The sequence below is a fragment of the Paenibacillus sp. FSL H7-0756 genome, assembly GCF_038006765.1.
Lineage (GTDB): Bacteria > Bacillota > Bacilli > Paenibacillales > Paenibacillaceae > Paenibacillus_AQ.
Genome location: NZ_JBBOVT010000001.1, coordinates 1158126 through 1181918 on the forward strand (window position 1 = coordinate 1158126; position 23793 = coordinate 1181918).

Annotated in this window: 20 protein-coding genes; 19 read left to right on the top strand and 1 reads right to left on the bottom strand. The window is 54.7% G+C overall.

What is annotated here, in order from left to right; genetic code table 11:
- The first annotated feature begins 143 nt into the window (after positions 1-143).
- The 19 genes from NST04_RS05225 (at position 144) to NST04_RS05315 (ending at position 22579) form a co-directional block, all read left to right on the top strand.
- Positions 144-749 (top strand): xanthine phosphoribosyltransferase, encoded by a 606-nt coding sequence (locus tag NST04_RS05225; protein WP_209868713.1) that lies wholly within the window; start codon positions 144-146, stop codon positions 747-749.
- Positions 743-2041: a nucleobase:cation symporter-2 family protein gene (locus tag NST04_RS05230; RefSeq protein ID WP_341015911.1), complete on the top strand. Its 1299-nt coding sequence runs from the start codon at positions 743-745 to the stop codon at positions 2039-2041. Before NST04_RS05225 ends, NST04_RS05230 begins: the two co-directional genes overlap by 7 nt.
- 138 nt (positions 2042-2179) lie before the next feature.
- Entirely contained in the window at positions 2180-5248 is a 3069-nt protein-coding gene (locus NST04_RS05235) for an ATP-binding protein (RefSeq protein WP_341015913.1), read from the top strand.
- 39 nt (positions 5249-5287) lie between these two features.
- Positions 5288-6424 carry a response regulator gene (locus tag NST04_RS05240; RefSeq protein ID WP_341015914.1) on the top strand — a complete coding sequence of 379 codons (1137 nt, stop codon included), beginning with the start codon at positions 5288-5290 and terminating at the stop codon, positions 6422-6424.
- A gap of 146 nt (positions 6425-6570) precedes the next feature.
- Positions 6571-6789: a hypothetical protein gene (locus tag NST04_RS05245; protein WP_036691939.1), complete on the top strand. Its 219-nt coding sequence runs from the start codon at positions 6571-6573 to the stop codon at positions 6787-6789.
- A 29-nt stretch (positions 6790-6818) separates the two neighbouring features.
- Positions 6819-7505 carry a hypothetical protein gene (locus tag NST04_RS05250; RefSeq protein WP_341015915.1) on the top strand — a complete coding sequence of 229 codons (687 nt, stop codon included), beginning with the start codon at positions 6819-6821 and terminating at the stop codon, positions 7503-7505.
- On the top strand, positions 7502-8725 hold the full coding sequence (locus NST04_RS05255; RefSeq protein WP_341183442.1) for a glutathionylspermidine synthase family protein: 1224 nt from the start codon (positions 7502-7504) through the stop codon (positions 8723-8725). Before NST04_RS05250 ends, NST04_RS05255 begins: the two co-directional genes overlap by 4 nt.
- Entirely contained in the window at positions 8712-9365 is a 654-nt protein-coding gene (locus NST04_RS05260) for a signal peptide protein (RefSeq protein ID WP_341015918.1), read from the top strand. Before NST04_RS05255 ends, NST04_RS05260 begins: the two co-directional genes overlap by 14 nt.
- Positions 9362-9754, top strand: coding sequence for a DUF350 domain-containing protein (locus tag NST04_RS05265; protein ID WP_341015919.1), 393 nt, complete (start codon positions 9362-9364; stop codon positions 9752-9754). The genes NST04_RS05260 and NST04_RS05265 overlap by 4 nt, the downstream gene beginning before the upstream one ends.
- A gap of 92 nt (positions 9755-9846) precedes the next feature.
- Positions 9847-10863 (top strand): potassium channel protein, encoded by a 1017-nt coding sequence (locus tag NST04_RS05270; protein WP_341015920.1) that lies wholly within the window; start codon positions 9847-9849, stop codon positions 10861-10863.
- Positions 10864-11052: 189 nt separating this feature from the next.
- The gene (locus NST04_RS05275; protein ID WP_341183443.1) at positions 11053-12213 is read left to right on the top strand and encodes a hypothetical protein; all 1161 of its coding nucleotides are present in this window, start codon (positions 11053-11055) and stop codon (positions 12211-12213) included.
- 22 nt (positions 12214-12235) lie between these two features.
- On the top strand, positions 12236-13783 hold the full coding sequence (gene wsfD, locus NST04_RS05280) for a glycan biosynthesis hexose transferase WsfD (protein ID WP_341015922.1): 1548 nt from the start codon (positions 12236-12238) through the stop codon (positions 13781-13783).
- A complete protein-coding gene (locus tag NST04_RS05285) occupies positions 13780-15336 on the top strand; it encodes a hypothetical protein (RefSeq protein ID WP_341183444.1) in 1557 nt (518 codons plus the stop codon). The genes wsfD and NST04_RS05285 overlap by 4 nt, the downstream gene beginning before the upstream one ends.
- A 34-nt stretch (positions 15337-15370) precedes the next feature.
- Complete coding sequence (locus NST04_RS05290) at positions 15371-16621, top strand: glycosyltransferase family 2 protein (protein ID WP_341015925.1); 1251 nt, start codon at positions 15371-15373, stop codon at positions 16619-16621.
- Positions 16622-16664: 43 nt separating this feature from the next.
- Positions 16665-18749 carry a cellulose biosynthesis cyclic di-GMP-binding regulatory protein BcsB gene (locus NST04_RS05295; RefSeq protein WP_341183445.1) on the top strand — a complete coding sequence of 695 codons (2085 nt, stop codon included), beginning with the start codon at positions 16665-16667 and terminating at the stop codon, positions 18747-18749.
- Positions 18746-19600, top strand: coding sequence for a diguanylate cyclase domain-containing protein (locus tag NST04_RS05300; RefSeq protein ID WP_341183446.1), 855 nt, complete (start codon positions 18746-18748; stop codon positions 19598-19600). Before NST04_RS05295 ends, NST04_RS05300 begins: the two co-directional genes overlap by 4 nt.
- A 49-nt stretch (positions 19601-19649) precedes the next feature.
- A complete protein-coding gene (locus tag NST04_RS05305) occupies positions 19650-20438 on the top strand; it encodes an SDR family oxidoreductase (protein ID WP_341183447.1) in 789 nt (262 codons plus the stop codon).
- Between the two features lie 165 nt (positions 20439-20603).
- Positions 20604-20852: a type B 50S ribosomal protein L31 gene (locus NST04_RS05310; protein WP_036722727.1), complete on the top strand. Its 249-nt coding sequence runs from the start codon at positions 20604-20606 to the stop codon at positions 20850-20852.
- A 149-nt stretch (positions 20853-21001) separates the two neighbouring features.
- A complete protein-coding gene (locus NST04_RS05315) occupies positions 21002-22579 on the top strand; it encodes a sensor domain-containing diguanylate cyclase (protein ID WP_341183448.1) in 1578 nt (525 codons plus the stop codon).
- On the opposite strand, the gene NST04_RS05320 is transcribed toward NST04_RS05315, so the two are convergent.
- Positions 22569-23762 carry a polysaccharide deacetylase family protein gene (locus NST04_RS05320; RefSeq protein WP_341015930.1) on the bottom strand — a complete coding sequence of 398 codons (1194 nt, stop codon included), beginning with the start codon at positions 23760-23762 and terminating at the stop codon, positions 22569-22571. The genes NST04_RS05315 and NST04_RS05320 overlap by 11 nt on opposite strands.
- Positions 23763-23793: the final 31 nt, after the last annotated feature.

Below are 23793 nucleotides of genomic sequence, written 5' to 3' on the forward strand. Positions count from 1 at the left end.
CACGGGGAAGGCTGGTCCAAGCGATGCGGACACGTATATGTGTTACACCACCAAGGGACAAAAACCCAGAAGGACAGATTCACTTGAGAGAAGCACTCAGGGAATCTGTCCTTTTTTATTTCTAAGGAGGAAGATCCGCCGTAATGAAAGTATTGGAAGAACGTATTAGACAAGAAGGCTTAATTCTATCGGAGACTGTACTGAAAGTAGACTCATTTCTGAACCACCAGGTAGACACGGCGCTTGCGCTTGCGATCGGGAAGGAATTCGCAGCGGTCTTCGGGGACCGGCAGATCACCAAGGTGCTGACTGTGGAAGCCAGCGGCATCCAGTTCGCCATGGCGGCGGGCATTGCGCTGGGCGTGCCGTTCATCTATGCCAAGAAGAAGAAGGCAGTCACCTTGTCCGAAGCGGTATATTCGGCACCGGTTCACTCCTTCACCCGTCAGGAGGACTACCAGATCAGCATTTCGCAGAAATATCTCGGGCCGGACGATACCGTATTGATTGTCGATGATTTCCTCGCTACCGGTGCGGCACTTGTAGGGTTATGCGATATCGTAGCAGAGTCCGGGGCGCAGCTGGCCGGGGTCGGTTGTGTCATCGAGAAGAGCTTCCAGGAGGGACGCGGTCTGCTGGAGCAGCGCGGAGTTCCGGTGTATTCCCTGGCGCGGATTGCTTCCATGTCGCCGGGTGAGATTCATTTCATAGATAATGAAGGATTAATCAAGGAGCGTGCAGGATGTTAAGCAAACAGAAGATATTCGCCTTAGGGCTTCAGCATGTGCTGGCGATGTACGCAGGAGCGGTCATAGTACCGCTGGTTGTCGGGGGAGCGCTCAATTTGAACGGTACGCAGATGGCGTATCTGATTGCAGCGGATCTGTTCACCTGCGGACTGGCAACTCTGCTGCAGATTATGGGCAGCAAATATTTCGGAAGCGGGCTGCCGGTGGTTCTCGGCTGTACCTTCACGGCCGTCAGCCCGATTATCGCTATCGCTTCAGGCTCCAATCTGGCGACCGCTTATGGTGCAATCATTATCTCCGGGTTGTTCGTGGTGCTGGCAGCCCCGGTGTACGGGAAGCTGCTGAAGTTCTTCCCGACCGTGGTCACCGGCTCGGTAGTCACAATCATCGGACTGTCGCTGATTCCCGTCGCAATGAATAATGTGGCCGGCGGACAGGGAAGCGCCGACTTCGGGCAGCCCCGCAATCTGCTGCTGGCTCTGATTACTCTGCTCGTTATTCTGGCCGTGAACCGGCTGACTACAGGGTTCCTTCGCTCCGTATCCGTGCTGGTAGGACTTGTAGTGGGTACTGTAATCGGCTATGCCATGGGCATCGTGCATTTCTCTACCGTGACCACAGCTTCGTGGGTTAGCGTCGCACAGCCGTTCTACTTCGGCTGGCCGCAGTTTAGCATCACCGCAATCTTCACAATGATTATCGTGAATATCGTGTCTATGGTCGAATCGACAGGGGTCTACTTTGCCGTTGGTAAGGCGACGGACCAGCAGGTGGAGCAGAAGCAGATCGTGAACGGCCTGCGTTCTGAGGGACTGGCCATCATGCTGGGCGGCCTGTTCAACGCCTTCCCGTACACCGCATTCTCCCAGAATGTCGGCTTGCTGTCGCTGACGCGGGTGAAGACGCGGAATGTTATTTTTGCGGCAGGCGGAATTATGGTCGTACTTGGGCTGCTGCCGAAGCTGGCGGCATTGACTACAGTTGTGCCGAATGCAGTGCTGGGCGGGGCGATGATCGTTATGTTCGGCTCGGTTGCTGCTTCCGGCATGTCGATTCTGTCCGATGTGGATCTGCGCAAGGACGGCAATCTGCTGATCGCCGCCTGCAGCATCGCGGTGGGCCTCGGCTCTGCGGTGCTTCCGTCCATGTTCGACCAGCTTCCCGAATTCGCCAGAATGTTATTGCAGAACGGAATCGTATCCGGATCGCTGACAGCGATCATTCTCAATATCTTCTTGTCGAAGACCCAGGAGAGTGCGGTTCCTGCAGCCGCCGCTCCGGAAACGAAGTAAAATATTCCATACACGTAACTCTAATCAGATGAACAGCCGATTCCGAAATAAATGGAACTCGGCTTTTTTTTTGCTTCAGATGAACGGAGCCTGTTGTATAATTTATACAATGACAACTAGAAGGGACTGGCAGAGGGTATGAGAAAGTATTGGCTGAGTATTCTCGGCAGTCTGGTGCTGGTGCTGATCGTTCCGCTGCTCTCGGTCCTCCAGACACATCAGATCAAGGGAGACAGGCCGCAGGCCGTGCAGGGAGTGATTGACCTTCGCTCTTGGGACTCCCGCCACGACGGAATTATGAAGCTGGATGGAGAGTGGGAGCTGTACCGCGATGTGCTGCTCTCGCCTGAGGATTTCCATCCGGTAAACGCAGGTAAGGAGGTTCCCGCCGCCTCTACGATGATTCAGGTTCCGGGGAAGTGGAACGATGATATCGCTGAACAGGGCGAGCGCAGAGCCAAAGGCTATGCTACCTACCGCCTTCAGGCGAAGATTACCCCAGGGGAACCCATGGTCTACGGCCTGCGCACCAGCAACATCCGCAGTGCAAGCAAAGTCTATCTGAACGGGCAGGAGATTGGGAGCAGCGGGACTCCGGCAGCCTCAGTCTCTGAGGGCAGACAGAATAACATGCCTTTTATGGGATTCGCCTCTGTAACCGGGGATACCCTGGAGATTATTGTGCAGGTGGCTAACTATAGCTACTCCTCAGGCGGGATCGTCCAGCCGATAGTGATAGGTAATCAGTCCGCTATTATGAAACATAGGGAATTCTCCCTGTTTGTAGACGGGGCTGCGCTAATAGGATTCTTCGTGCTATCCCTCTTTCTGCTGATGTTCTCCAAGGTAAGGGAGAGCCGGGGGGTCACATTATACCTGGGATTGTTCTGCATAGCGGCCTTTGTCTACATTTTCACGCATGGCGAAAAGCTCATCCTGACGGCGCTGCCCGGCTTCCCTTACGAGATTATACTCAAGCTGCAGCTCGCGTCCTCTACCCTGGTGTATTATTATCTGCTTCACTATGTCGCCAATTCAGTGAATTACCCGATGTCTATCGGGGTAATTAAGGCCTCCAGGCTGGTTACGGCATTCCTGCTGCTGATTGCTGCCTTCGTCCCGGCCTATCTGTTCAGCTATCTGGAGGTGCTGCTGCTGACCTGGGGCTCGGTAAGCCTGGGCTTCGTGCTCTACTCCATGGTGCAGGGCACCCGGCGAAATCCGAAGAATATGTTCCTGATGATGGTCAGCATCGAGAGCCTGAGCGTGGTTATTATCTATTATCTGGTCAGCTTCATGGGCCTGGGCTTCAGCTATTTCATCATCTCCTACGAGATTCTCCTGTTCGGATTTGTACAGGCAATTCTGATGACCCGGCAATACGCAGCCTCCTTCCAAGAGGTGGAACAGCTCTCACGCCGCCTTTTGTCGCTTGACGGATTGAAGGATGATTTCATCTCTGACACCTCGCAGGAGCTGCGGAGACCGCTGCAGGGGATTGTCAACATGGCCAAGGTGCTGGCGCAGGGTACGGCCGGCTCCATCAGCACTGCCCAGCAGGATCAGCTGCTCACGATTGTCTCCACCGGCAAGCGGCTTACAGCCTTGATCCATGATATGTCGGACTTCGCCAAGCTGAATCACGGCGCGCTCTTCCTCCGCCGGCAGGCCGTCGATCTCCGCATGGCAGCTTCCTCCATTATGGCTGTCACCCGTCAAGTGTATGGCAACAGCCAGCTGGAATTCCGGCTGAATCTGCCCGGGCAGCTTCCGCTGCTGGAGACGGATGAGCAGCGGCTTGCCCAGATCCTGCATAATTTATTGGCAAATGCAGTGAATTATACGCCCAGAGGCGTGATAACGCTGTCTGCTGAGGTTAAAGAAGAGTATGTTGCTATTATCATAACGGATACCGGTCAGGGCATCCCGCCTGAGCGTCTGCGTACGATCTTCGATGCAAATGATCCAAGCGGTCCTGCCGCGAGTAAGGTCTACCGGGAGAACGGGCTTGGCCTCAGTATTACCCAGAGACTTGTAGAGCTGACAGGCGGGGAGATTACGGTGCGTTCCGAGCTGGGGCACGGCTCGGTCTTCAGCTTCACCCAGCCGGTATTGCAGCGAAGCAATGCGCTGCTGGAGGAATTCGGGGAACTTCAAGGCTGGGAGACAGCGCCTTCGTACACGTTTCCCGGGGAAGAGCCTGTGCCGCCGCCGTCTGAGGACTGTTGCTCCATCCTTGTGGTGGATAATGATCCTGTTAATCTTCGCGTGCTGGTTGGTGTACTACAGCTGGAGAACCATTCAGTGATTACCGCCAGCAGCGGGGCTGAAGCGATTCAGATCATTCAGCAGCATCCTGAGCTTGATCTGGTAATTGCCGACTGGGTCATGCCGGAGATGCCCGGGCTTCTGCTCTGTAAGGCCATCCGTGAACGGTTCACCTTGTCTGAGCTGCCGATTCTGGTGCTCATGGCGAGCAGCCGGCCTGATGACATTCTTGCAGCCTTCGAGGCTGGAGCGAATGATTATCTGAGCAAGCCGGTGGAGGTGCGCGAATTCAAGGCGCGGATGCAGACCCTGCTGGATATGCGCAAGTCGATCCGTGTATCCGTCCAGTCAGAGATTGCTTTCCTGCAGGCGCAGATCAAACCGCATTTCTTATATAATGCGCTGAACGCGATTATCTCGGTCTGTCCGGAGGACCCGGATAAGGCCACAGAGCTGCTGCTGGACCTCAGCCAATATCTGCGGAGCAGCTTCGACTTCCAGAACCGGGGACAGACGGTTTCTATGGAGAAGGAGCTGGGACTGGTCAAATCATATCTGGCGCTGGAGCAGGCACGGTTCGATGAACGGCTGAATATCGAGTTCGATGTGCCGGAGGATGTAATGGCGATGGTTCCGCCGCTGAGCATTCAGCCGATTGTGGAGAATGCTGTGAATCATGGCCTGATGCAGAAGGAGAGCGGAGGGACCGTAAGGCTGACCGTTGAGCTGCTGCCGGGCAGGCTCAAGGTAGCAGTCACGGATGACGGTGTAGGCATGACCCCGGAGAAGATTGCAGAGATCCTCTCGGAAGAGCGGACAGAGGGGGGCATCGGACTGCGCAATATTCAGAACCGTCTGCTGAAGATGTACGGAGCAGGCCTGAATATCGACAGTGCACCGGGAAGGGGAACTGCTATATCATATACCATCCCCACCTAAAGGCAGCTGAGAACGACGAAGAGGAGGTGAGTCCGGACGATGAAGGCCATATTGATTGATGATGAGAAACCAGCGCTGCAGCATCTGGAGCGGATGCTCCAGAAGGATGGGCGTCTTACGATTACCGGGAAATTCACCTCGGCACGCCTGGGGCTTGCGCATCTAGAACGGGAGAAGGCGGATATTGTATTCCTGGATATCGGGATGCCGGAGATGAACGGACTGGAAGCCGGTGAATACATTGCCGGGATGGACCGGAGTATCCGGATTGTCTATATCACCGCGTACAGTGAGTATGCCATCGAAGCCTTTGAGCTCAATGCTGCGGATTATTTACTGAAGCCGGTGACCTCCCAGCGGTTAAGCAAAACCCTTGAGCGTCTGGAGGTCGGCAAGGAGAGCGCTGAACTGAAGATGCTGCCTGCCCAGGCGTCTGCGGCGCCCGTTAAGGAGCTGTCCATCCTCTGCTTCCACCGCCTTGAATTCACAGACAGCACGGAGCCGGGGCGCAAAATGCAGTGGAGAACAAGCAAGGCGCAGGAGGTCTTCGCCCTGCTGCTGCATAACCGCGGCCAGTGGATACTCAAGGACACCATTGTGGATCTCGTCTGGCCCGATTTCAAGCCTGAGAAGGCCGTCACTAACCTGCATACCACGGTATACCATATCCGCAAGCTGCTGAAGGCCTGGGATATGGAGGTGCTCGTCGAATTCTCGCAGGAGCGGTACAGGCTGACCAAGGAGCAGGTTCTGCTGGATGTGGAGGAGTTCGAGCTGGGCTACGCCGGTACGCCAGTGGAGTCAGAGGAGGAATGGCTGCGCCGGGAAAAAATATTGAAGCTGTACCGTGGAGACTATCTGCAGGAGCATCATTACGACTGGGCAGAAATCCGGCGCAAGGAGCTGCAGGTCCGGTATATCCGCATGGCGCTGCATTCCGCCGAATATGAGCTGTCCTCCGGCCGTCCCCGGCTGGCGCTGGAGCGGCTGCTGGATCTGCAGGCAGCAGATCCTTATTCCGACCAGCTCTGCAGGCTGATTCTGCGAAGTTACGCCGACCTGGGGGATTTCATCGGGTTCAGGACACACTACGATAAGTACAAGGAGCTCCTGGAGAATGAGCTGGGTATCCGCCCCGACCAGGTTATGGACAGTTGGGTCCAGAAGGTATTGTAAGCCCGTAGCCGGCCACTGCAAAACTGCTTGTTGTCATTATTATTTATATGCTGTGGTATACATATTCAAGGCTGCGGGAGTTGAAACGAAAGCGTCATGACAGCGTATCAGAAGCATACGAATATTCAAGAGGAGATGGAGTGGGAATGGATAACGGGTTGAAGGTCATCCTGTTCGAGAAGCTGCCTGAAGGCGACCTGCAAATGATTGAAGAGCGTGTCTGGAGCATGAATATGGTCACGGCGCTTGAACATGTCAATTATATTGTCGTTGGCGGCCGCGAGTTCGAGGCGGTTGAGGGAAGGCTGAATGTGGATGAAGGGAAGCTGGAGCTTCTGCTGGTTCCCATGCGTACGGAAGGTTAAGAATGAATACCAGGAAAGGAGGTCCCAAGTTGGAAAAAGACGAAAGTGCTAAAGAGCCCGCAATCAGCAGGCTGTTCACGCCGGACGGCAAACCCGTCCGCGTATTATCCACCTCCCTCGGGATTGCGCTGCTGGCGAACGCATTATTCATTCCCGGCGGCGCAGGCGCAAGCGGCACCGGAGGCGAGGAGCCTAAGCTGGTCTCCTGGTCTACCGAGGAGGTTAAGCAATATTTCGATAAGAATGTAGACTGGAATATTCCATACCCGGAAGACCAGGAAGAGAAGGTTCAGGAAGGGCAGGGGGCAGTAACCTCCGGCGGTACGACGGTAATCAACAACTACGGCGGCTACAACTCGGGGTTCGGCTGGGATGATGTGCTTCTGTACCACATGCTCTTCAATAGCGGTTCGTTCTATTCTTCCAGAGGCTGGTACAATGACCGGCCTACTTATTATGGAGGTACACGCAATACCTATAAACCGCCCTCCTATAATAGCGGACGATTCCAGAACAAGCCGGTGGCCGGCTCGGTGGTGAAGCCGAAGACCTCAACTTCATCCACCGGTTCCATTACCAGAAGGAATACCTCTTCCAAATCGGGCGGTATCGGCGGCACCTCCAGCGGATTGGGTTCGAGCAAATCCAAATCCGGCTCCAGTAAAAGCTCCGGCAAAAGCTCGGTGCGCTCCGGCAAGAGCGGGTTCGGCGGATGATCCAGGCGGAGCAGGCATTCGAATATATAGACCAGTCCGGTCTGGAACGTGCTCCCCGGGTAGAGCGGCTGCATGAGCTGGGCTTCACCTGGGCCGACCTGGAGGATGAGGAATACTGGCTGGACGCTGTGGCTGTGATGCGCAGTGAGACCTACCAGGAATTGATGGAAGCCGCCGCAGCGCTATGGGCGATTCTGGATAAGGCCGTGCGTTATGTCCATCTGAGACATGACCTGTACGACCTCCTGGGGATTCCTCCGGTGCTGTGGCAGATGCTGGATGACTGTCCATTGCCGGAGCCGGGACTAATCAGCCGGTATGCCCGGTTCGATTTTGCTGTGGCCGGGGATGGTACGATTAAGCTGCTGGAGCTGAATGCGGATACTCCGACAGGTTATGTGGAAGCCTCCATTGCTACGCCGTGGATCTGCGCGGAAGCAGGCGTCGGAAGCGCGAATGCGGCCATGAAGCAGCAGCTTGCCGCAGCCTGGAGTGTAGAACGGCCCGACACGGTAGCCTGTGTGGATTATGGCAGCCACGAGGAAGACAGCGGAACGATTGAGGCGCTCGCTGCGCATAGCGGGCTGGATGTCCGTTGTGTGGATTGTCTGGATCTGTGGATTGATGAGGGCGTGGTCAAGGACGGGGAGAACCGGATCATAGAGCGGATGTTCGCGCTGTATCCGAAGGAGTGGATGGCCGTAGATGAAGGCGGCGAGGCTCTGGCCTATGCCATTGAGAGCGGGAAGCTCCAGCTGTTCAACGGACCGCATAGCATCATCCTCCAGTCCAAGGGGCTGATGGCTGCTGTCTGGGGAATGTATGAGCTTGGCCTGCTGTTCACGGAGCCGGAACGCGAGGCCATCTCCCGGTACATCCTGCCAACTTACAATAAGGCAGTCTTCTCAGAGAGCTTTGTATCCAAATCGGTATTCGGCCGCGAAGGCGGATCTGTACGGATCTTTGATGACAGTGGCGTGCTTGAGATCGAGGACGAGGAGGGCTACGACAGCAGCCAGCTATTCCCCGTGGTCTATCAGAAAAGGGCCGAAATGGCCCGGATCATGACGGCGGAGGGTGAGCTGCACCTGCTGACCGGCATGTTCGTCATTAACGGAACGCCCTGCGGGCTGCTTGGCCGGGCCGGCGGGCCGATTACAGGCAATGCCAGTCATTTTATCGCGCTAGGAGTGAGGGGGCTTGAAGATGTTCAAGGATAGAGAGGGGCATGCTGCCGGGCGCAGATCCCGGAGCGCCCTGCTGACTGCATTGCTGCTGCTGGCGGTTATGGTGCTGAGTGCATGTTCGGCGAATAGCGACAGTGTATTTCATACGGGTACGGACACAACGGATAACGTATCACGTGTACCGTGGGATTACCGGGTGGTGGAAGGCAAGGTTGGCGATCTGGTCGGCAGCGATATGACGATATTGCCGGATAATGAGCTGCTTCCCAACGACGGGAATTATGCTACAGGCGACACTGTCTGGACGCTTCAGTTCATGGACGCCGAGCTGGTGACGGATGCCGACCAGAAGAATGAGATCAAGCTGTCCGCCTGGACGACGCTTAAATCCTACGCCGACCAGAAGGCGGCCACGGAGGATCTGGCTAATCTCAAGGTATCTATCACTACGGATGTGGACCTGGTTGGCGTGTACAAGACGGAATACCAGAGCAAGACCAGAAATTTCGCAGTGCTGGAGCTGCCTTCCGGCAACCGGATCAAGCAGCCGATTGATGACAAGCGCTATGCCGCGCTGGAGAAGCAGAAGACAGCTTCTGTGGTGCTGGAGGAAGTACATGATTTCGCCGACTATGATTCGGCCTATGCGAAATTTCGGGGGTGGGCTAAATGACGATCGTAATTAATCTGGTGGTCAGTATTCTGACCATTGTTCTGCTTCAAGTGCTGGGGATGGTGATCTTCGCGCTCATGACTCCCTTCAAGGATATGGAGGAGCTGAAGAAGGGGAATGTGGCGGTAGCGCTGGCGTTCGGCGGCAAGTTCCTGGCGACGGCGGTCATTCTTGGAGTAGCGGCTTATACCAATACCTCCATCTGGTTCATGATGCTCTGGTTCGCGGTGGGCTATGTCTGCCTGATCGCTTCTTACTGGATCTTCGAGCTGTTCACACCCGGCTTCCGGATTTCAGAGCAGCTGCAGAAGGGGAATGTGGCGGTCGGCGTCATGCTCTGCATGGTGTTCATCGGGACGGCCTTCGCAGTCAGCAGTCTGATTATTTAGTTTTGGCAGGCGGCCGGCAGTTGTGCCCCGCAAGGGACTAGACGCAGGCTGCTGCCCGCCGGCTCAATTCAACCGGGAGGCAGGGATGAGCGTTGCATTTTCTAATCCAATTATCCGGCAAGCTGCTTCATCTGAAGAAGAAGTCCATTGCTTTTATTATTCTGGCCTTCATTCTTCTAAGTGCAACCATCGCCTTCCTGCTGGAGCCGGACACGTTTCATAGCTGGTTCAACGCCTTTTATTGGGTGATGACCACCATGGCTACTGTAGGGTATGGCGATTACTTCGCCGCTACCGTTACCGGCAAAGTATTTACGATTTTCTTATATATCTTTGGCATTGGTCTGCTCAGTCTGGTGATCGGCAAGATTATCGATGCCATGGGCGAGATGCAGCGCAGGAGAGGAGCCGGAACGTTGACCTTTCACGGACAACATCATGTGGTGCTGATTAACTGGAACCGCAAGACACAGGCGGCAGTAGATGAGATTCTGTGTTACGACAGGGAATGCAAAGTGGTCATTATCGATGAGAACGGACGGCATCCGCTGGAAGCCATGGAGCAGGTCCACTTCATCAGCGGCGATGCTGCAAGCGATGACATTCTGCTGAAGGCAAATATCGGGAGCGCCAGAGCAGCGATTGTGTTCAGCGACACCCGTATCGACGAAGCTTCCTTGAGCGACGGCAAGTCGCTGCTGATTGCTTCCAGCATTGAGCGGATTGCCCCGCAGGTACATACAACCGTAGAGATTATGCAGGAAAAGAACATTCAGAACTTCAAGCATGTGCAGGTGAACGAGTTCGTGCTCTCCCATGATGCGATCTCCAGACTGGCCGTCCGCTCTGCCCTGCAGGAGGGCAATTCTGAGGTGATCACCCAGCTTCTCAGCCGTGAGCACGGGGATGATATCTATGAAATTCCCCGCCGCCGCGGCTGGACAACCTATGGTGAGGCCTTTCAGGACCTGCTGCGCGAGGGGGCGACCCTGCTGTCCGACCGCGGTGATCTGGGCATTAACCGTAAGCTGGACCAGCCGATTCCGGCAGATGCCAGACTCTACATCGTCGCCGATGAGGCCACGTACCGGAGAATTAAAGAGAGCTAGAGATAATACCTAAGCATTCATAAGAGCTGTTCCGGTCGTTAAGACTAGGAGTGGCTCTTTTTTTTGGAGAAAAAGGAGAAATATGTGATGCTGACACATAATGTTCGAAGAAACAGTAAATAATGTGACAATAATTACCGTTATATTAGTATGGATCAATTGGTAGTTGTCATTTAAGGATGTGATCGATTGGAAAGCAGATATAAGAAGGCTGCTGTTCTGGGGATGTCGCTGCTCCTGCTAACCTCCTGCGGCGGCAATCAGGCCGGCCCGGCGCCATCTTCTCCCGTCTATACTCCGGCGGTCTCTCCCGCAGGGACTACCCGGCCGGATGAAGCGCCTCAGCTTGAGCCTACACGGGAACAGCAGGAATTATTCCATTTCATAAATACGCAGCTTACAGGCCCCGACGGGGTATATACGAATCTGAAGGAGACCTCTGAAGCGGCAGAGGTAGCTACCGGCCATGAGATTCTGAGCGAGTCCGCTTCTCTCCTGATGGAGACGGCAGTCCGGACCCGCAATCAGGAGCTGTTTGACCGGCAGTGGGAGACGGCCCGCAGAACCTTCGATATGGAGGGCGGTTTCAGCTACCGCTACAGTCCCAAGCAGCAGAAGCGTTATCCCGTGAATGCAGCGGTGGATGACCTGCGCATGATCGGAGCTTTATATGAGGCGGGGCAGGCATTTAACCAGCCGGAATATACCAGAGAAGCCGATAAATATGGAGAACGGTTCTATAAAAACAATGCTAAAAAAGGTTACATTTATGACATCTATGACAATTATTTGAAAGTGGTCAACGGATTCGTAACTTTGTGTTATATTGATCTGAGTGTATTGCAGAAATTGTCGATATCTAGCGAATTACAAAAGAATTTGTTGAAGAATATGAGCGGTATTTTGGAGGAGGGATATTTGTCCGATTCTTTTCCATTCTATGAGACCCGCTTCGATTACCAGAGTGGACAGTACAGCTCCGAAGGCATCAACTCGGTAGAATCTCTGCTGACTATTCTTCATCTGGCAGAGACCGGCCGCCAAAAGCCGGCAAGCATCAGCTTCATCAAAGCTCAGGTCGCAGCGGGAACCTTATTCGGACAATATACACGTGAGGGCAAGCCGGCTAATGATATCCGTTCAACAGCGGTCTATGCACTCACAGCCATGATTGGAGCCGTGCTGGAGGATGGTGAGCTCTATCGGTCCAGTATAGAACGGATGAATGAATTCAGAGTGACAGATCCTTCAAGTCCGCTATACGGCGGCTTTGGTGATCCTGCCTCCGGGCAGGCATATTCTTTTGATAACCTGATGGCACTGCTGGCTTACTCCTATAAGGCTCCATAATATAACCAAAAGGGGAATCGGAATGATAGACAACCTAGAGCTTACATCGACCCGGCCCGGTATCACGTTAGCTGGCTTTCGGATTACTCCGGCATTTGCCGCCGCGTTCTGCGTGCTGCTGGTGACGGCTATTTCGCTGTTTACCTCCCCTTATATCGGCATGGCGGATAACGGAGACTTTTACCGGATTATATATAGCAACGGCCTGTATTTCAACGCTCCGGACTATGACAGCCAGTACTTCGGCTATTTCGTGAAGCAGTTCGGAATCTTTCAATATTTCAACGAGAACAGCACGATGGTGGTCTCCTCCCAGTCCCTGTTCATCAAGCTGGCAATCTTCGTCAACAAGCTGTTTTTCAGCCGCGAGGTCTTCGATATCCGCTTCCAGGCTGCAATCTACACCGTGCTGTATGTTGCCGCAGTCTACTTGCTGGTTGAAGCGATCACGGTGAAAATGTCACCTAAGCGGGGTATGGCAGTCGCGGCGCTTGCGGTGTTCATTTTCGGGGATACAGGCTATACCAACTATTTCAGCTCCTTCTTCGGCGAGAGCCTGGTGATGGTGACCATGATTCTGGTGTTCGCCTCCTGGCTGTTGCTGTACCGGAAGAGATATAACGATTATGCCATGCTGGCGATCCTGTTGATCAGCACCCTGATCCTGACTACCTCCAAGCAGCAGAATGCTCCGGTGGGGATGGTGATTTCCCTGCTCTCGATTCCGCTGGTGCTGATCCGCCGGGACAAGCTGTTCCGCTGGGTTACACTGCTGTCGGCCGGTCTGATGATGTTCGCCGGAATTGCGACGTATCTTAATATCTCCAAAGAGTTCGTGAATATTAACCAGTACCATGCGATGACGCGCGGGGTGCTGATGGAATCCAAGAATCCGGAGATCGCCCTTGATTCCTTCGGGATCAATGAACAGTACGCGATTCTCAAAGAGAATACGTACTATGACCAATACGGGACGGTGGATGTGAAATCCGAGCTGCTGGATAAAAATTTCTACAGCCGTTACGGCTTTGTCTCCATTCTGACCTATTATGCTTCGCACCCGAATGAGCTGGGCTCGATTCTGGACACGGCTGCTGAGAGTGCTTATAAAATTAAGCCGGCGGCTATGGGGAACTATGAACAGTCCGCAGGTAAGGAGTTCCGGGCGCAGAGCCATTTCTTCAGCTTGTACAGCACGCTTAAGGAGAAGCTGGCCCCCCGTCCCTTCGCCTTCATTCTTCTCTGGATGGCCGTAACAATAGGGGTCTATATGCCATCGTTCGCCCGGTCTGTCCGCACCCGGGATTTCCGGGGCATGCAGCGTCTGCTGGTGATTCTGGCTACGATGCTGGTCGGACTGTCAGGTATTGTAGTCTCCATTATCGGTGCGGGTGACGCGGATATTGCCAAGCATGAATTCCTGTTCACTCTAGCCTTCGATCTGATTATCTTCCAGACGGCTGCCAGCGTAATCGGCCGTGGAATCTCTTCACGCCGATCGGTGCCGTCTGCACCGTCTGCACGGCCGCTCAAGGAATATCCGGCACTGAATAAAGGGGTGGGCATGTGAGACGCAGAGGGATCGTCATTCTGCTGTTCCTTGTATTGACGGCTGAGCTGCTGCCCTCTGCCGGGCCGGCATCCGCTGCCGCTTCTCCGGCTCCGGCGCAGCGGATTCTGCTGCTGTTCGACAGCCTGGCGAAGAATACAGGCCAGGAGGGGAATGTGGCCGAGCTGCAGCGGCTGCTTGCCGCTTACAGCGCACAGGTCACGCTGAAGCCTATTTCCTCTTATGCGCCTGGCGGCATGAAGGGCTATTCTGGCGTGATCACTGTAATTAACAATGATGAGCTTGAGGTTACGAATCAAGCCTACCTTCAGGAGGCAGCCGGGTATAAGGGGGCTATGCTGCATGTTGGATATAGACCGCCTTCCCGGATGCAGCAGACGCTGCGGCTGAAGACCGGGGTATGGCATAGAGCGGGCGCAAGCCTCTCCATCGGCGGCTTCACCGGCATTCCGCTGGAGGCCGAAGGGATGCCCTATATAACCGCTTCGGCCGCAGGGCGTTCTTATGGAACGTGGTCCTCATCAGACGGGGGGGCACAAGTGCCGTTTGCGATAAGCAGCGGCCGCTCCGCCTACCTGCCTTATCTGAAGCAGGGCGATTTCACAGCCATAGCAGCGGCCTATGTGCTAAAGGATTGGCTGCACTATACCGCGCAGCCGCAAATGTATCTGGTCATCAAGGAGATCTATCCCTTCTCGGATCTGAATCTGCTGGAGCAGCTGGCTGACCGCCTCTATACAAGCGGTATTCCCTTCATCGCGAGTGTCCGTCCGGTATTCGCAAATACCGATTTCCCCGCCATGAAGCGGTATCTGGAGGCGCTCAGAGCCGTCCAGTCCCGCAACGGCAGCATCATTGTCAATGCCCCTGCGGTCAGACCGCCGATCAATTCGAATGACCGGTCGCTGCGCGGGAAGATGAATCAGTTCATTAATGTGCTGGCGGAGGGGGGCGTGGCACCGCTCGGCGTTGCTGCCGAGAGCTACTGGACGTATGACAAGGAGTATTCTGCCGCAGGCATGGGGTTCTTCAATTCGGCGGTGCTTTTCCCGGATGGAGAGACTCACTATATGGAACAGACTGACACTTCAGTGGCCTTCTCTTCCTCTCTGTACAGTCTGCCTCCGGAGCTGCTGCAGGGGATTGGCAGAACAGGCAAGGCGATGCCGGAGCTTCCGCTGAATACGGCGGTAACGCTGGATCTGCCGGAGGATGAGCACGGACTGGAGGAACTTCTGCAGAATATGAATGCGGAATGGTATACCTTCGCAGACTATAAGCAGGAGGCCCATACGGTCCGCACCGATAAGCACAGCCTTGAGTCTGCTGACGGGGTGATCCGCATGGATGGCAACATACTGGATGTCGATTATACCCCGCAGAAGGTCGCCGTTGATTTCCAGTACAAGGAGAAGCAGGCGACGAGCTTCAACCGGCTGTTCAGCGTGCAGAATCAATTCTTCATCATCGTGATCCTGGCTGCACTGCTCTTGTTCGGCGGCCTGCTCACTATCGGCTACAGGCTGTACCGCAGGAAATATTTGAACAAGTAATCCCGGAAAAATATAGCGAGTTTAGGAGAATACTATGACGATCTCAGACGTATTGATGGTGATCGCGGTCATCTGTATCTGGTCCCTGCTGCTGGTGAATGTGATGCTGATTATAGCGGGCTATCTGTACTACATTCAAACGGAAAACGAACCGGTGCCGGAGATTACCGGGGAGCATCCCATGGTGACGATTATGGTTCCTGCTCACAATGAGGGGGTTGTCATCAGTAAAACCGTGGAATCCCTGCTGGCACTGGATTACCCGCATGACCGCTATGAGATTATCGTCATCAACGATAATTCGTCAGACAACAGCGCCGAGCTGCTGGCCGCTATCCAGGAGCGGAATCCGCAGCGCAAGCTGATCATTATCAATACGGACGCCGTCACAGGCGGCAAAGGGAAATCCAATGCGCTGAACATCGGCTTCACCCGCAGCAGCGGGGAGCTGATCGCGATCTATGATGCCGACAATACGCCGGAGCGCACGGCGCTGAAATATCTGGTGGCAGAGATTATGAATGATGCCTCCCTGGGGGCGGTCATCGGCAAGTTCAGAACCCGCAACCGGGATGCCAGCCTGCTGACCCGGTTCATTAATATTGAGACGCTGTCCTTCCAGTGGATGGCGCAGGCGGGGCGCTGGAAGCTGTTCAAGCTCTGCACGATTCCGGGAACGAACTTCATTATGCGCCGGAGCATTGTCGAGAGCATCGGCGGCTGGGATGTGAAGGCGATTGCCGAGGATACGGAGATCAGCTTCCGCATCTATATGATGGGCTACCGGATCAAATTCCAGCCGAAGTCGGTCACCTGGGAGCAGGAGCCGCAGACGGTGAAGGTATGGTTCAAGCAGCGGACACGCTGGGCGAAGGGTAACATCTATGTCATTGTGAAGAACCTTCCGCTCCTCATCGACCGGAAGGCGGCGAAGATCCGCTTCGATATTCTGTATTATGTCTCCATCTACTTCCTGCTGCTGATCTCGCTGGTCACCTCGGATATTCTGCTTGTGCTGCATGCCATGGGGTATGTACATACGACTATCGCCGGACTCAGCAGCTTCCTGTGGCTGCTCGCCATTGTGCTCTTCGTGGTGGGGATCTTCGTTACCCTGACCACAGAGAAGGGCGAGATGAGCCTGTCGAACCTGTGGATCATTCTGCTGATGTACGTCTCGTATTGCCAGCTCTGGATGGTAGTGGCCGCTTACGGGCTGTACAACTATTTCAAAGACGTTATTTTCAAACGGGAAGCCAAGTGGTACAAAACCGAGCGTTACTAGTGCGCCGGAGGTCCAGAAATAAGATATACAGGAGATACGGAACATGATGAAAAAACAGATCCTAACAGTGCTGCTCTGCCTCTCCCTCTTCCTGGTTCAAATCCCTGCGGCGCAGGCGGCGGTGCTTCCCGGTGAAGCCGGAGCAACGTATGAGACGCTGTTCACCAGCGATGTCTCGCTGAGGGGCTCAAGCTCCCAGCAGCAGTTCTTCACAGTCATGGATTACTGGAATGTAGATAAGGTGATGATCAATCTGCAATTCCAGACCTCACAGATCAGTGAGGATAAGCTGTCGAGCGTAACACTGTCGCTGAACGGTATTCCGTTCTATTCCTTCCGGCCGTCCCTGGACAATAACGGGCAGCAGAGCCTTAGCGTGGAAGCGCCCAAAGGGTTCCTGACGAAGGGCAGCAATACGCTGCGGATACAGGGGAGCTTAAGAACCACGACGGGCGGCTATGAGCTGTGTAATATCGATGATATGCAGGACAGCTGGCTGCATCTGTTCAACACCTCGAACATTGCTGTGAATTATACGCCGAAGCCCATTACTGGAGGCATTCAGGATTTCAGTGCCAGATTCTCAGGAATGGATACGGTGAAAAATGAGCAAAGCCTGCTCGCCGTGCCGCAGAACGCCAGCGGGGCAGAGCTGGAGAGCGCTGCCTACGCCCTCTCGGGATTCGCCAAAGGCAACACATTGAACGACAGAACCATTCCGCTGCTGCCTTACCGCGAGGATACCGTCAAGGACAAGAGTGCAGTAGTGCTGGTAGCTACATATGATCATCTGCCGGAACGAGTGAAGAAGCTGGTAAGTACGGCGGACGATCTCGGCACCCATGCGGTCATTCAGCTGGTCAATAAGGATTCCCTGCCTACGCTGGTCGTGACCTCCAAGGACGAGAGCCTGCTGATCAAGGCCGGACGGCTGATGGCAAGCCGGGAGCTGATGAGCCAGCTCCGCAAGGATCAGAAGGTTGTTACTAATGCTACCGATGTAGTCAACCCTGCGCCGGCCATCAGCTCGAACATTACGTTCACGGAGACGGGGGACAAGCTCACCGGGCCGAATCATCAGGAGCAGACATATTTCGTCTCTCTCCCGTCCAACCGCTCCATTGCGGATGACGGCAGAATCAGCCTGGATTTCCGGTATGCGGCGAATCTGGACTTCAACCGTTCCCTGGTGACGGTGAGCATCAATAATACGCCCATCGGCAGCAAGAAGCTGACGAAGGAGCTGGCGAACGGCGATGTGCTGAATCTGAGTGTGCCCCAGAGCCTGAATATCTCCGGCAATTTCACTGTGACGGTGGCCTTCGATCTGGAGCTTGCGAGCATGCTCTGTACACCGAATAAAGAGGAGATGCCTTGGGCCTATATCAGCAAGGAATCACTGATGCGCCTGAACACGAAGGACCGCACTGACCTTTTGCTGAGCAATTACCCTTATCCGTTCCTGCGGGACGGCATCTTCAACCGTGTGGCGGTGGTGCTGCCGAAGGAGAAGGATGATTACACCTACCGGAGCCTCGGGAATGTCTTCAATATGCTTGGGCAGTTTGCCGGAGGAAATACCGGTGATGTCCACTTTTACAGCGATAATGCCGCAGCGGATAACCTGAAGGACAACAATATTATTGCGATCGGGAGCTATAAGAATAATAAGGTAATCCGTGACAACAACGGCAAGCTCTTCTTCAAGTATAACAAAGAGGGTCTGGCCTTCCTCTCCAATGAGAAAATGGCCCTGGATGAGCAGTACGGAGCCGCCATCGGCACGCTCCAGCTCCTGGAATCCCCTTACGAGAGCGGACGGGGCCTGCTTGCGGTGACTGCGGTCAGCTCCGAGAGCTACTTCGTAGTCTCCAAGCTGATCGGGAGCGAGAAGGACAGGTGGAGGGTGTACGGTGACGGCGTTGTAGCGGATAAGGACGGCACAGTAAATGCCTACCGCTTCAAGACAGTCTCCGGCGCTGCGCCGGACTCTCTGGTCTCGCGGGTGATGGAGCGCAGTGATGTGCTGGACTTCGTGACCGCAGCGGTGATGATCGTGACGCTGGTGGTCGTGGCGCTGATTCTGATGCTGCGCAAACATAAGAAGAAACGTGGTGATCAAGCGTGAGACGTAACCGCAGCAGTCTAACCTCGGACTTAGGCTTCCTGGCCTTTCTGGTCCTGATCTTCGCCTGCATCGTATATATTGCGGGCTCACCGGATAACTACGTTCAGAACATTATTATTCTAAATGTATCGTTCATCCTGGCGCTGGTCACGTATTTCACCACGGTCACGGCGGGCCTGACGCTGAATCTGGCGTTTGTCTTCGGCTACGGCTTCTTCGTGGTCTATCAGACGGTCTCCCAAGGCGCATCGATCGGTGTAGAGACGTATTTCTGGCTGATTATGACTCCGTTGCTTACGGTGGTGCTGTGGGTCTTCACCTCAAGCACCCGTGAGCTGCAGGCGGAGAATGAACGGCTGCTGAAGCGCACGAATAATCTGGCTGCGGTGGACGAGAATACGGATCTGCGCAACAGCATTTCTTTTCAGAAGGATGCCAGCCTGTTCACTGGAATCTCAGTCCGTTATAAAATCCCGCTGACGCTGCTTGTGGTGAAGGTGAAGTACTGGAATGAGATCCGCCGCCTGATCCCGGAGGAGCAGCTGTCTGAGGCGATCTACGATGTCTCCCAGCTCAGCCAGTCGAGCATCCGTACCAATGACGCGCTGTATCTGCTGGACAAGGAGGATGCAACCTGGGGCCTCTTGCTCTTCACGGACCTGGAAGGGGCCAAGATTGTCATTGAGCGGATTAAACAGCGGCTGCAGGAATTAAATGACTCGGAGTTCTCCGGCAAGTACAAGGTTACCCTGGGGCTGAAGATCGGTGCAGTGGAATATGCGGCGGACACCATCGAGAATCCGCTGGATTTCATTGTCCAGGCCAAAAAGGAACTGGAATACGATGTATAATGAGTGGGAGCAGGAAATCCTGTAACCAATCTGACAGGAGGACTGGACGATGGATTTGGGTCTTGAGGGGAAATCGGTGCTCGTTGCGGCTGCAAGCAAGGGGCTGGGTCTGGCGACCGCCCTGGAGTATGCCCGTGAAGGGGCGCGGGTGACGATTGCGAGCCGGAGCCTGCCGCAGCTGGAGAAGGCGCGGCAGGCGATCCGTGAGGCTACGGGGCAGAGGATCGCCGTAGCCGAGCTGGATGTGACCCGCCCGGAGGAGATTGTCCGGGCGGTGCGGATAGCCGCCGAATTCGGCGGCGGCCTGGAGGTGCTGGTCACGAACGCCGGCGGGCCTCCGGGCGGCAGCTTCGGGGATATGGCCGACGCTGACTGGAGCGGCGGCTTCGAGCTTACGCTGATGAGCGCGGTCCGCCTGATCCGCGAGGCGCTGCCGTATATGCGCAGCGCAGGGGGAGGGCGGATCGTCAGCATCAGCTCGGTCTCGATCAAGCAGCCCATCGCGGGGCTGATTCTCTCGAATGTGTTCCGCGCAGGCGTGAGCGCGCTGAACAAGAGCCTGGCTACAGAGCTTGCCCCGGAGGGCATCCTGATCAACAGCCTGGCCCCCGGACGGATCGGCACAGACCGGATCCTCCAGCTTGACGGCAAGCGGGCGGACGCGCAGGGCATCCCGCTTGCACAGATTCAGGAGGAAGCGCTGAAGGCGATTCCGCTGGGAAGAACCGGCACGCCGGAGGAGTTCGGCAAGGCGGCAGTATTCCTCGGTTCTTTTGCCAATACGTATATTACCGGACAGTCCCTGCTGATCGACGGCGGAATGGTGAAATCGCTCTAGGACAGGCTCTTGACTCAGCGGCTCATTTCACGTATGATAGTATGGCGTGTAAAAATCGGAAGATTTACGCATCTCCCTTTGTCTAACCGGATTTTTTAAATAGACCAAGAGATGGCTTTAATACTTCTTCATTAGTTGTATTAGTACGGAAAGGAGGTTACTACAATGAAACAAGGCATACACCCTAAGTTCAACCAGGTTATTTTCTTCGATGCTAGCGTAGGCTACAAATTCCTTAGCTCATCCACCAAATCATCCGGTGAAACTATGGAATGGGAAGACGGCAACTCTTACCCGGTGATCCGTGTAGACTCCAGCTCTGCATCCCACCCGTTCTACACAGGTAAACAAAGAGATACTGAAACTGGCGGCCGCGTTGACAAGTTCAAACAACGTCTCGCTCAGAAGAAATAATGGTATTCCTATAGAGGATATTCCCGCATCCATGCAGATGGTGAAGGAGTATCCTCTTTGTTTTGCTTACTTTTGTCAGAATGATTCATTTGTGCGAAAGAGTAGGATATAATAAGGCAAAGCAATCTCAAAAATAGGAGAAATATGACATGCCGTGGATGCAGGGTTATCCGTTTTACTTGGTAATGGGCAGCGTTCTAAGTCTCTACATGGGCATCGGTTCTTACAAGCACCGCCATACACCAGGAAGATGCTATTTATGGATATTGATGCTGCTGGTCAGCATGATCTTCGCAGCTACGGCCGGAGAGATTCTATCCGGTTCCTTCGAAGCGAAGCTATGGTGGAAGAATGTGCAGCAGGGCCCGCTTTTTTTGAGTGCGATCTTCACCTATGCGGTGATTAAAGAGTATGTATCCCGTTCCTCTGAGGGTTTGTCCAAGAGGCTTATTTACTTTTGTATCCCGGTGGCGGTTGATGTACTGCTGATCTTCACTGACTCCTACCATCATCTGATGCGCAGCGGGGTCGGACTGGCTACGGTGGCGGGGGTTACCGGAATTGTAGTGGAGCCCACGGTACTCAGCATGATCCTCATCGCGTACGATCAGTTATTCGGACTGTATGCTGTATATCTGCTAGCCATCTCCCTGCTTAACGGGCCTAAGTATTATTTCCGCCATAATGCGCTGCTGTTATTCAGTCTGCTGGTGCCGGTCCTGTCGGTGTTCCTGCTGCCGCTGCTGCAGATTACGATTACAGGCTTCACAGCCTTCACCTACCTGCCGCCCATCGTGGCCGCTTACCTCACCTTGTTCCGCGATCCCAGATTGTCCTTATATCCGCTGGCTAAGAATAAAATCTTCGAGAATATGAAGGACGGCATCGTCCTGACGGACCGCTACGATTACATCATGGATGTGAATGAGGCGGCGGACGCCATGCTCTCCGAGCTGCTGGAGGAGAAACCGGAGACCTGGATGGGTACTAGCATTCAGCCGCTGCTCAGGCAGCACGGGCAGCTGTCAGCCTGCTATGCGGAGCGGCGGGAGGGGCAGTTTGAAATCGAGCCTCCCGGCCGGAGCGGGTCTTGTTATGGAGTGGCGCTCATTGCTACGGAGCAGCAGGTCCGGGGGAAGGGCGCGGGGATGCTGCTGGTCTTCAGTGATCTTAGCGAGAAGAAAAGGTATGAGCGGGAGCTGCTGCATCAGGCCACGGTGGATGATCTCACCGGGCTGTACAACCGCAGGCACTTCATGAGGCTGGTGCAGAATTATTCCGCGGAGATCGGTGCAGGAATGGCCTTGCTGCTGTTCGACATCGATGATTTCAAATTAATCAATGATACATATGGGCATATGGCCGGTGACCAGGCGCTGGTGGATTTGTCGGGCAAGATTATGCAGGTATACCATAACCAAGGGATTGCCGGGCGGGTAGGCGGCGAAGAGTTCGCCGTCTGTTTCTTCGCCGGCAGCGAAGCTGCGGCCTTGCTGGAGGCGGAGAGCTTCCGCACCGCAATGGGCGAGCACATCGTTGAGCTGGATGGAGGGCATCACATCCAGCTCACGGTGAGCATCGGCATTGCTTTTACGGATCGCACAGATGTGACCTTCGAGGATCTGTACCGCGAGGCGGACGAGGCGCTCTACCTGTCCAAGGCCATGGGGAAGAACCGGGTAACCTTAGGCCGCGAGCCTATGGTACGTCAGGCGGCTAAGGGGTAGGCGTCAGCTTCAGGACCGCGCTGCTGCGGTCGTAATGAATCGCTACGCCCAGCTCGGAGCATAGCGCATCCAGCGGGATCATAACTTTCCCGTGCCGCAGCACCGGCGGAGTTCCGGTAAGGAGAACCTTCCTCCCGTTCACGGTCAGAATCATCGGCGGCTCGAATTGCTTCAGCTGCTGGATGGACAGCTCTGGGGTGAGTGTCCGGTTCCCTTCGTTGATTCGTGGAGCGTTCAGCGTGGTTCTGGAGCCGAGGCCCAGCCCGATATTGAATTTCAGATGGATGCCGAGGGAATCGCAGATTTCCAGCAGCTTTTCGTTATAGGAGCCGTAAGGGAAAGCGATAGCCGAATCCGTATTGCCCAATTCTTCTTTCAGCCTGCGCTCAGCATGAGCCAGGTCCCCGGTTACTCTTCTGTAGTATTCTTCATTCAGCTCATTCCGGTTCTCGTCATGAATGTACAGCAAGGAGCTCGCCGCCGGGCGGGTGCCGCCCTCTGCATCAACAACTGCATAATAATGCAAGTTATACGTATGATTATAAAAGTCCATTCCAGCGCGCTTCATCTCCCGCATCTGCTCCCAGGTCAGCTTGGGCACCTGGTGCTTACCGGGGTGATCGACATCGGAGACAATGACAAAGTTCACTGCGGTGTAGCCGTACTTTTGCAGAATGGGGAACGCCAGCTTATAAAAGCTCTCATAGCCGTCATCGAAGGTCAATAGAACCGCATTATCGGGAACCGGCGCGCGGTCCAGCATGAATTCCCGGTACTGCTTCATCGTAATGACCTGGAAGCCCTCCTGCTTCAGGAGCTGCATCTGCTCATCAAACTGTGCGGCGGGTAATACGCCTGGATAGAGCGTTAACGGCGTTTCCGCCAGATGGTGATACATGAGTACCGCCACATGATCCTTGTAGTACACACCCTTGGGAAGCGGAGCCTCCTTCTCCCAGCCGATACGCGCATTAAGAATCCGTTCAGCGAGGTCTTTATCCATCATCAGCTTATGGTCTGCGGTCAGTGCATAGGCATCTGTCTTGAATTCGACTCCGTCAAGGCCGGTAATGCTAAGCTTGGTCAGGGCTTTATGTCTAAAAGGCACAGGCAGGAAGACCACCACCAGCAGCAGCAGGATGAGGATATAACGTGTTTGCGGTTTGTGCAGGTTTAGCTTCAATGTCCGATTCTCCCCATCTCCCGAATATACA

Bases quoted from the DNA above. Each gene is read 5' to 3' on its own strand.
- NST04_RS05225 (WP_209868713.1), top strand. From the start codon at position 144: ATGAAAGTATTGGAAGAACGTATTAGACAAGAAGGCTTAATTCTATCG.
- NST04_RS05230 (WP_341015911.1), top strand. From the start codon at position 743: ATGTTAAGCAAACAGAAGATATTCGCCTTAGGGCTTCAGCATGTGCTG.
- NST04_RS05235 (WP_341015913.1), top strand. From the start codon at position 2,180: ATGAGAAAGTATTGGCTGAGTATTCTCGGCAGTCTGGTGCTGGTGCTG.
- NST04_RS05240 (WP_341015914.1), top strand. From the start codon at position 5,288: ATGAAGGCCATATTGATTGATGATGAGAAACCAGCGCTGCAGCATCTG.
- NST04_RS05245 (WP_036691939.1), top strand. From the start codon at position 6,571: ATGGATAACGGGTTGAAGGTCATCCTGTTCGAGAAGCTGCCTGAAGGC.
- NST04_RS05255 (WP_341183442.1), top strand. From the start codon at position 7,502: ATGATCCAGGCGGAGCAGGCATTCGAATATATAGACCAGTCCGGTCTG.
- NST04_RS05260 (WP_341015918.1), top strand. From the start codon at position 8,712: ATGTTCAAGGATAGAGAGGGGCATGCTGCCGGGCGCAGATCCCGGAGC.
- NST04_RS05265 (WP_341015919.1), top strand. From the start codon at position 9,362: ATGACGATCGTAATTAATCTGGTGGTCAGTATTCTGACCATTGTTCTG.
- wsfD (WP_341015922.1), top strand. From the start codon at position 12,236: ATGATAGACAACCTAGAGCTTACATCGACCCGGCCCGGTATCACGTTA.
- NST04_RS05290 (WP_341015925.1), top strand. From the start codon at position 15,371: ATGACGATCTCAGACGTATTGATGGTGATCGCGGTCATCTGTATCTGG.
- NST04_RS05295 (WP_341183445.1), top strand. From the start codon at position 16,665: ATGATGAAAAAACAGATCCTAACAGTGCTGCTCTGCCTCTCCCTCTTC.
- NST04_RS05305 (WP_341183447.1), top strand. From the start codon at position 19,650: ATGGATTTGGGTCTTGAGGGGAAATCGGTGCTCGTTGCGGCTGCAAGC.
- NST04_RS05310 (WP_036722727.1), top strand. From the start codon at position 20,604: ATGAAACAAGGCATACACCCTAAGTTCAACCAGGTTATTTTCTTCGAT.
- NST04_RS05315 (WP_341183448.1), top strand. From the start codon at position 21,002: ATGCCGTGGATGCAGGGTTATCCGTTTTACTTGGTAATGGGCAGCGTT.